4 protein-coding genes, 1 tRNA gene and 1 pseudogene are annotated in these 7,663 nt (G+C 75.3%); 4 read left to right on the forward strand and 2 right to left on the reverse strand.

All coding sequences use genetic code 11. The features are described 5' to 3' along the window. Positions 1–133: 133 nt before the first annotated feature. Positions 134–610, reverse strand: coding sequence for a universal stress protein (locus ACFU7Z_RS32045; RefSeq protein ID WP_049653914.1), 477 nt, complete (start codon positions 608–610; stop codon positions 134–136). Between the two features lie 1,187 nt (positions 611–1,797). Between ACFU7Z_RS32045 and ACFU7Z_RS32050 the strand changes: the two genes are divergently transcribed. Then, positions 1,798–2,946, forward strand: a complete 1,149-nt coding sequence (locus tag ACFU7Z_RS32050) for an HAD family hydrolase (RefSeq protein WP_380781344.1) — start codon at positions 1,798–1,800, stop codon at positions 2,944–2,946. A gap of 160 nt (positions 2,947–3,106) precedes the next feature. Here ACFU7Z_RS32050 and ACFU7Z_RS32055 read toward each other — a convergent pair whose 3' ends face one another. Then, the gene (locus tag ACFU7Z_RS32055) at positions 3,107–3,913 is read right to left on the reverse strand and encodes a GNAT family N-acetyltransferase (protein ID WP_380781346.1); all 807 of its coding nucleotides are present in this window, start codon (positions 3,911–3,913) and stop codon (positions 3,107–3,109) included. 1,004 nt (positions 3,914–4,917) lie between these two features. On the opposite strand from ACFU7Z_RS32055, the pseudogene ACFU7Z_RS32060 reads away from it, so the two are divergent. The 3 genes and pseudogenes from ACFU7Z_RS32060 to ACFU7Z_RS32070 form a co-directional block, all read left to right on the forward strand. Continuing rightward, positions 4,918–6,213: pseudogene (locus ACFU7Z_RS32060) on the forward strand (helix-turn-helix domain-containing protein); the annotation flags it as partial. A gap of 557 nt (positions 6,214–6,770) precedes the next feature. Continuing rightward, positions 6,771–7,373, forward strand: coding sequence for an oligoribonuclease (orn, locus tag ACFU7Z_RS32065; RefSeq protein ID WP_049660762.1), 603 nt, complete (start codon positions 6,771–6,773; stop codon positions 7,371–7,373). A gap of 186 nt (positions 7,374–7,559) precedes the next feature. Next, positions 7,560–7,635 (forward strand) — tRNA-His (locus tag ACFU7Z_RS32070). Positions 7,636–7,663: the final 28 nt, after the last annotated feature.

Below are 7,663 nucleotides of genomic sequence, written 5' to 3' on the forward strand. Positions count from 1 at the left end.
CACCGTACAACCACCCGCTCCGGGACGTGTTTTGGGGTTCGCCAGGGCGATGGTGGCTTCTGGGGAGGGCGTCTGTCGTACCCGTTGGAGGTGGTGTCGGGGCGGCTTGGGTAGAAGCCGCCGGAACAGGGCCTCAGGGGATCACGATCACCGGGCGGTTGGCCCGCCGCGCCAGCCGTCCGGAGACCGAGCCGAAGATCTTGCCGAGAAGGCCGTGCGTCGTGCCGACGACGATCGCGTCGGCGGCGTACTCACGGCCGACCTCCTCGATCTCGTGGCAGATGTCCCCTCCGCGCTCGACCAGGATCCACGGCACCCCGGTGAGGAAGTCCGCGCAGGCGAGCTCCAGGCCGAGGACCTCGGTCCGGTGGTCGGGGAGGTCGACGAAGACGGGCGGCTCGCAGCCCGCCCAGACCGTGGCGGGCAGGCGGTTGGCGACGTGCACGATCACCAGGCCGCACTGCGAGCGGCGCGCCATGCCGACGGCGTAGGCGAGGGCGCGCTCGCTCGACAGCGAGCCGTCGAAGCCGACCACCACACCGTGCTGGAACACCGGGTCGAGGGACGGCGCCGGGGTGTCCTGCCCGGACGGCTCGGTGGGCCCGCCCAGCGGGCCGGCCGCGCCGGAAGCCGCCTCCGGGTACTCGGCACCCGGGCCCAGGCGGCCCGTCACCGGAACCCCGGCGGGGTCGGCCGGAGGCTCGCCACGCCGCTGGCGGGGCCCCGGGCGGTCACGGCGGGCGAGGCTGCCCCGGCGGGCGAGGCCGCGCAGAGCGCGCGCGAAGCCCAGCGGGCCGTCGCGCCCGGGGCCGGGCTCCCCTGGCTCCGCGGGCTGTGGCACGTCGGCCGCCGGCCGGGCCGCGCGGGCCGCTCCGGCCGCCTCGAACCCCTCCGCGTCGTCGGCGACGCCGCCGTCGTCGTCGACCCGCTCGTGGCCCGTCCGTCCGCCAGGGATGCGGCCCGAGGCCTCGGCGCGCGCGTCGGCTCGTTCGCCGGCAGTGTCGGCAGGCCCGTCGACAGACCCGCCCGCACTGTCGTCCCCGCGGCCTCCGTCGCGTTCGTCGCCGTGGCTGCCGTAACTACCGTGACTGCCGTCCTGGTCGTCGTGATCGTCGTGGTCGTCGCCGAGGCGGTCACTGTGGTGGTCACGGCCGTCCTCGCCGCGCTGGTCGGCGCACAGCTCGGCGCGGCCGTCGGAACGATCGGCGGCAGGCCCGCGGGCCGGGTCCACGCTGCGGGACGTGTCCGGTTCAACCGGTCGGGGAGGCTCAAAACCAGCCATGGCTCACGGCTCTTCGATGGAGAGGGGCCGACAGGAGAGGAGGACAACGCTGCCCGGGCAGCAGGCCCGCCCACGGGATGACGTCGGTCTGCGCCGCGCAGCACCGTATGTGACCTGTTCCTTTCAGAGTACGACGGGCTTGGGGCCCCGCCCAGCGAGGAAGCCCCGGAGCGACGTTCTTCCCGCGAAAGGGGGATGCGCCCGCCGAGGCTGTGCGCCCCGCCCACAGGCGATCGCGCCCCCTCCGGAAAGGAGGTTCCCTGGAGCTTGACTGAGCGGACCGGGCGGCGCAACAGCCCCACGGGACACCGTGACCGGACTGTCATGGATCGGCGACGATCCGTTGCGGCGCGTCGCGAACCGTGACGTCCGACCTGCCCCGACAGTCCCGGTGAGCCTGCGCCTCACCGCCCGCCACGGGGGTGCGGAGGCCGTTTCAGCCAACGCGTACGGCTTCGCGACGCCGTCTGGCATTTGCCATATGCATAGGCGCGGCCGCTGGCACCATGCTCGGCATGCCCCTGCTCCTGTTCGACCTCGACAACACCCTGCTGCCCCGGGACGCCGCCTACCGGGCCTGGGCGCAGGACTTCCTGTCCGAGCACGACCTCCCGCCGGTCGACCTCGACTGGTTCGTCACCCTCGACGGCGGCGGCTACGTACCGCGCAGCACCGTACTGTCGGCGGTCCGGCGGCGCTACGGGCTGGACGTCTCCGCCGACTTCCTGACCGCCCACTACCGACGCGGCATCAACTCCCACATCCACTGCCCGCCCCGGCACATCGAGGCGCTCCGGGTCGCCCGGGCCGCCGGGTGGACGCTGGGGATCGTCAGCAACGGCGGCACCCGGCCGCAGTTGGAGAAGATCCGGCGGACCGGGCTCGGCCCCCTGGTCGACGGCTGGGTCATCTCCGAGGAGGCCGACTGCGTCAAACCGGACCCGCTGATCTTCGAGATGGCGGCCCAGCGGTGCGGCATCGCCCCCACCGGGGACTGGGCCGAGCACACCTGGATGATCGGGGACCACGCGCCCGCCGACATCGCCGGTGCCGAACTCACCGGACTGCGCAGCGTCTGGCTGCACCACGGCCGACCGTGGGCGGAGAGCGGCTATCGGCCGACGCTGAAGGCGGCCGGTCTGCCGGAGGCCGTCGGCCAGGTCCTCGCCGCGCGGAACGCGCCCTCGCCGCGGCCAGACGTCCGCTCCGGCGGGCCGCTCCGGAAGGCCGCGGCGGGAGCACCGGTTCACGCGACGGCGCTGGTCGGCGCACGGTCCGGCGCACGTCCCGCGGTGGCCGCCGTGGACGGCCCGAGTGCATCCGTTCCCGCGACCGCCGGGACCGCCGGCCAGGCCACCGCCGCAGGTGGGCCGGGTGTCCGAAACCGATCCGGCGGGTTTGCCCTGATCGCCGAGGCCCGTCCGGAGACCGGCCCGGGCTCCGGGACCAGGGCGGGGAGCAGACCGGGTCCGGCCGCGGACGGCCTCCGCCCCGCACCGACCGCGGCCGGCGCCGCGGCCACCGTCACGGCCGGAGCCGTCCGTCCGAAGCCCCTCGGCAGCGGGCCCGACGGCGCCGTCCCCGCCCGGACCGCCTTCGCCGCCGTGCCCCCTGCGGTCTCGCCCGCGGCGTCGTCCGCGACCGCCGTGGCGGCCGCCCGGTAAGGCCTCGGCCACACCCCGCCCGAGCCCCCTCCGCTTCCCCGCCCCCTACTTCCCTGCCCCGCTCCGACCCCGCTCCCCCGCCGCCCCTGCCGCCCCCCTGCCCGCCCCCGCGCCGCCGTCAGCCGTTCGCCCGCTCCACCGACTCCACCCGCCGCCCCGGCTACGCCGTCGCCGCCACCGCCGTACGGGTCCACCAGCAGGTGCGGGCCTGCTCGACGAACCCGAGCTTGCGGTAGAGCGGTTCGCCGAGCGCGGTGGCGACCAGGGTGGCCGGGCGGTCCGGGTGCGCGTGGGCCAGGGCGGTCCGGAGGACGGCGCGGGCCGCGCCCCGGCCGCGCCGGTCGGGCAGGGTGGCGACCCAGTACACGCCGGTTGCCTGGCCGTCGTCATAGGTGAGGCAGGTGCTCGCCACCGCGCCGTCGACGCGGCCGAGCCAGCCCCGCCAGCCGGGTACGTCCAGCAGTCGCTCCGGGAGGGCCTCGCCCCGGACCCAGGGCTGTCGGGCGGGCAGCGGGAAGCCCTCCACGATCGTCCGCTCGACCAGGGCGAAGCTGTCGCCGTCCCGCGCCTCATCGACCGTCAGGACGCCGCCCCCGTGCGCCTCCGAGACCACGGGCAGGTCGGTGGTCGCGCCCTCGACCGGCCCCGGGTCCCGGACCATCACCGGCATGAGCGGCATCCGGGTGGCGCCGAGGCCGGTGAGGTCGAGCCCGTCGTACGGGTCCTCCACGGTGCAGCGTATGGTCGACCAATCGGCCATCAGCTCCGCCAACTCCTGCTCCACAACGGCCGGTTCGTCGTAGGGGCGGGTCACCACGATGCGGTGCGCGTCGTCCGGGGTCCGGGCGCACCGGACCGCGGTCAGCCCCGGGCGGGTGCGGGACTGCCAGCCGTGGACGCGGGCTTGGGCGAGCCAGAAGGCGGCGGCGTTGTCGTTGGCCCGTTCGAGCCGGCTGTTGGTGTTCACGGCAGGACCGTAACCCGGTGCTCCGGTTCCCGGTTCCGCCGTCCCAGGCTTGGCCGGATGAAGCCTGGGAGGCGCACGACTTCTCCCCGTGCGCCCCCTCGTGCACCGCCGATTTTCGGTCAATTTCGCGCCGATCCCTCCCGCTTGGGCAAATCCGCAGCCCAGACCAGCCGGCCGGGCGCACCGGAGCCGGACGCCCCAGGAACCGTCCCGCGACAACCAGCCACCGTTGCCCCGGCCCTCTTCCCAGAAAGGTCGACGGGTGCCACGCTTCGTGATCGAATGCATCACGCCAAATTGCCATGTCGACATAGCGTCGGATGGTGAACTTGTCACAACGGCAATGGTCCACCCGATAGATTTCGATCTTGGCCAGCAGTGCCGCACCACCCACACCACACCACCGAGGGGGCTTGAGCGCCTTGAGCAGGGTGAGCAGGAGCGACGCGGGTCCTGACAGCGGCCAGGCGGCGGCCGGCAGCTCGGGTCGGTCCGCGAGAAGCACTGGCACCGCCGCGATCGCCACCACCCGCACCTCCGGCACCCCGGGCGCCGCCTCGCACTCCTCGTACTCCGCGGTGCCTTCCCCTGGGGCGGGCACCGGCATCGGCCCCGGCGCGGCGCCGGCCACGGCGGACCACGGCGCGGCGGCATCCTACGGAGGACAGCCCGCCTACGGGGGCCAGCCGGCCTTCGGCGGACAACCCGTCAGCCGAGGACCCGTCAGTCCCGGCCAGACCTACGGCGGCGAGCACCCGGGCCATTCCAGCCACCCGGGACATCCCGCCCACCCCGGCCATTCCGGCCACCCGGGCTACGGCGGCCAGCTCGGTCACCCCGGTCATTCCGGCCACCCCGGCTACGGCGGCGGCGCCCCGGGCCCGAACGGCGGCGGCACCGTCGCCGCCGGGCCGGGCGGCGGTCCGCTCGGCGGCCTCGCGCTCGGCTCCGGCCACGGCCCGCTGGGCCACGGCGGGCCCGGCGCGAACGGCTCCCCGACCCCGGTGACGGCCTCCGCCCCGCGCAAGCTGTCCGGCCGGCGCCGCCGGGAGACCGTCGCGGTGCTGATCTTCGGCGGCGCCCCGATCTTCGAGAGCTCCATCCCGCTCTCCGTCTTCGGCGTGGACCGCCAGGACGCCGGGGTGCCCCGCTACCGCCTGCTGGTCTGCGCCGGTGAGGAGGGCCCGCTGGCCACCACCGGCGGACTGACCCTCTCCGCGCCGTACGGCCTGGAGGCGCTCGCCCGGGCCGGCACGATCGTCGTACCGGCCTGGCGCTCGATCTCCCAGCCCCCGCCGGTCGAGGCGATCACCGCCCTGCGCAAGGCCCACCACGAGGGCGCCCGGATCATCGGGCTCTGCACCGGCGCCTTCGTACTGGCCGCCGCCGGCCTGCTCGACGGCCGCCCGGCGACCACCCACTGGATGTACGCGCCGACGCTGGCCAAGCGCTACCCGCGGGTCCACGTCGATCCGCGCGAGCTGTTCGTCGACGACGGCGACGTGCTCACCTCGGCCGGCACCGCCGCCGGCATCGACCTGTGCCTGCACGTGGTGCGCAGCGACCACGGCGCCGAGGCGGCCAACGCGCTGGCCCGCCGCCTGGTGGTGCCGAGCCGCCGCGGCGGCGGAGGACAGGCCCAGTACATCGATCAGTCTTTACCTGAAGAGATCGGCAACGACCCGCTGGCCGAGGTGGTCACCTGGGCGCTGGAGAACCTCAACCAGCAGTTCGACGTCGAGGTGCTGGCGGCTCGCGCGTACATGAGCCGGCGCACCTTCGACCGGCGGTTCCGCACGCTCACCGGCAGCGCGCCGTTGCAGTGGCTGATCACCCAGCGGGTGCTCCAGGCGCAGCGGCTGCTGGAGACCTCGGAACTGTCGGTGGACGACGTCGCGCGCCGGTGCGGGTTCCGTTCGCCGGTGGCGCTGCGCGGGCACTTCCGCCGCCAGCTCGGGGTCTCCCCGGCCGCGTACCGGACCAGCTACCGGGCCCGCCGTCCCGGTCAGCAGCCGACCGCGCCGGCCGGTGCGCTCGGCGACCTGCGGCTGTCCGGAGCGATCCCGCACCCGGCGGGCGCGGTCGTCCCGGCGGGCGGTCCGCTGTTCGGCGGGGCCCACGGCATGCCGTCGGGGCAGCCGTTCCCGGCCGGTCCGGGCGCGCCGCTCCCGGTCGGCTCGCACGGGCAGCCGGTGCCGCACGGTCAGCACGGGCAGCCGGGCGGCCACGGCCAGCCCGGCGGGTTCGGTCCGGGCCAGGTCGGGACGCCGACCGGCCAGGCCTTCCACGCCCGCGGCGGTCAGCCGTACCCGCACCAGCAGGCCTCGCAGCAGTCGCACCCCGGGCAGCAGGGTGCGGCTGGGCGCGGTCCGCTGCGGCCGCCGGTGGTTCCGCCGCAGGCCGGGTCGGGGACCGGTCGTCCGCCGCGCACCGCCGAGCACGCGGCGGCGGAGGACGGCCTCCCCCAGCCGGGGGTGCGCGGTCAGGGCCAGGGGCACCGGAGCGCGGCCGAGCGGCCCGCGGACGACCCCGGTTCGGCCGGGCGCGGCCACGGCGCGGCCACCGGACGGATGCCGGCCCCGGCCGGGCAGCCGGGCTCCGGCCCGGGCGAGCTCCGCGGCCGCCAGGCCCGGGCTCCGCAGGTCCGCGGCCAGGCCGGCCGGCCCGCGCCCGAGGGCGCCCGGGCGCCGCGCGAGGTCCGGACCGGACGGGACGGCCACACGGTCCTGACCGGCCGGGAGGGCGAGCACCCGGACGGCCACGGCGCGCACGACGGACCGGAGGAGCACCAGGCCGAGGCACCCCGCTCGGCTCCACCGGTCCCCGCGGCGCGTGATCGCGCCGTAGGGTGAGTTGTGTGAATGACCGTTTGGTATGGATCGACTGTGAGATGACCGGCCTCGACCTCGACCAGGACGCCCTGGTCGAGGTCGCGGTGCTGGTGACGGACTCCGAGCTGAACATCCTCGGCGAGGGCGTGGACGTCATCATCCGGCCGCCGGCCGAGGCGCTGGCGAACATGCCCGAGGTGGTGCGCGAGATGCACACCGCCTCCGGGCTGCTGGAGGAGCTGGAGCAGGGCGTGACCCTGGCCGAGGCCGAGGAGCGGGTGCTCGCCTACGTGCGCGAGCACGTGCCGGAGGCCGGGAAGACCCCGCTGTGCGGCAACTCGGTGGCCACCGACCGCGGCTTCCTGGCCCGGGACATGCCGGCCCTGGAGAAGCACCTGCACTACCGGATCGTGGACGTCTCCTCGATCAAGGAGCTGGCCCGCCGCTGGTACCCGAAGGCGTACTACAACAGCCCGCAGAAGGGCGGCAACCACCGGGCGCTCGCCGACATCCGGGAGAGCATCGACGAACTGCGGTACTACCGCGAGGCGGTGTTCGTCCCGCAGCCCGGCCCGGACGCCGACACCGCGCGGGCGATCGCCGGGAAGTACCAGGCCCCGGCGGGCTGAGCCCGGGCCCGCCCCGGGCGGCCCACCCCGGAACCGCCCGGAACCGCCCGGCGGACCCCTGTCGGAGGGACCGGGAAGGTGCCCGCGTTCGCCGGAGCGAAACCCTGGCGCGAGCACCCTCTCGGATCCTGTAGAGTTCTTCCTGTCGGAACGGGAACGCGAGAGCGGGAACGAGCCGGACAGATGGTGGGTGTAGCTCAGTTGGTAGAGCACCTGGTTGTGGTCCAGGTGGCCGCGGGTTCGAGTCCCGTCACTCACCCCAGAGCCTGAGGGGCCGATCTCTTCAAGAG

Origin of the sequence: Kitasatospora sp. NPDC057518 (assembly GCF_042802075.1) — a bacterium.
Taxonomy (GTDB): Bacteria; Actinomycetota; Actinomycetes; order Streptomycetales; family Streptomycetaceae; genus Kitasatospora.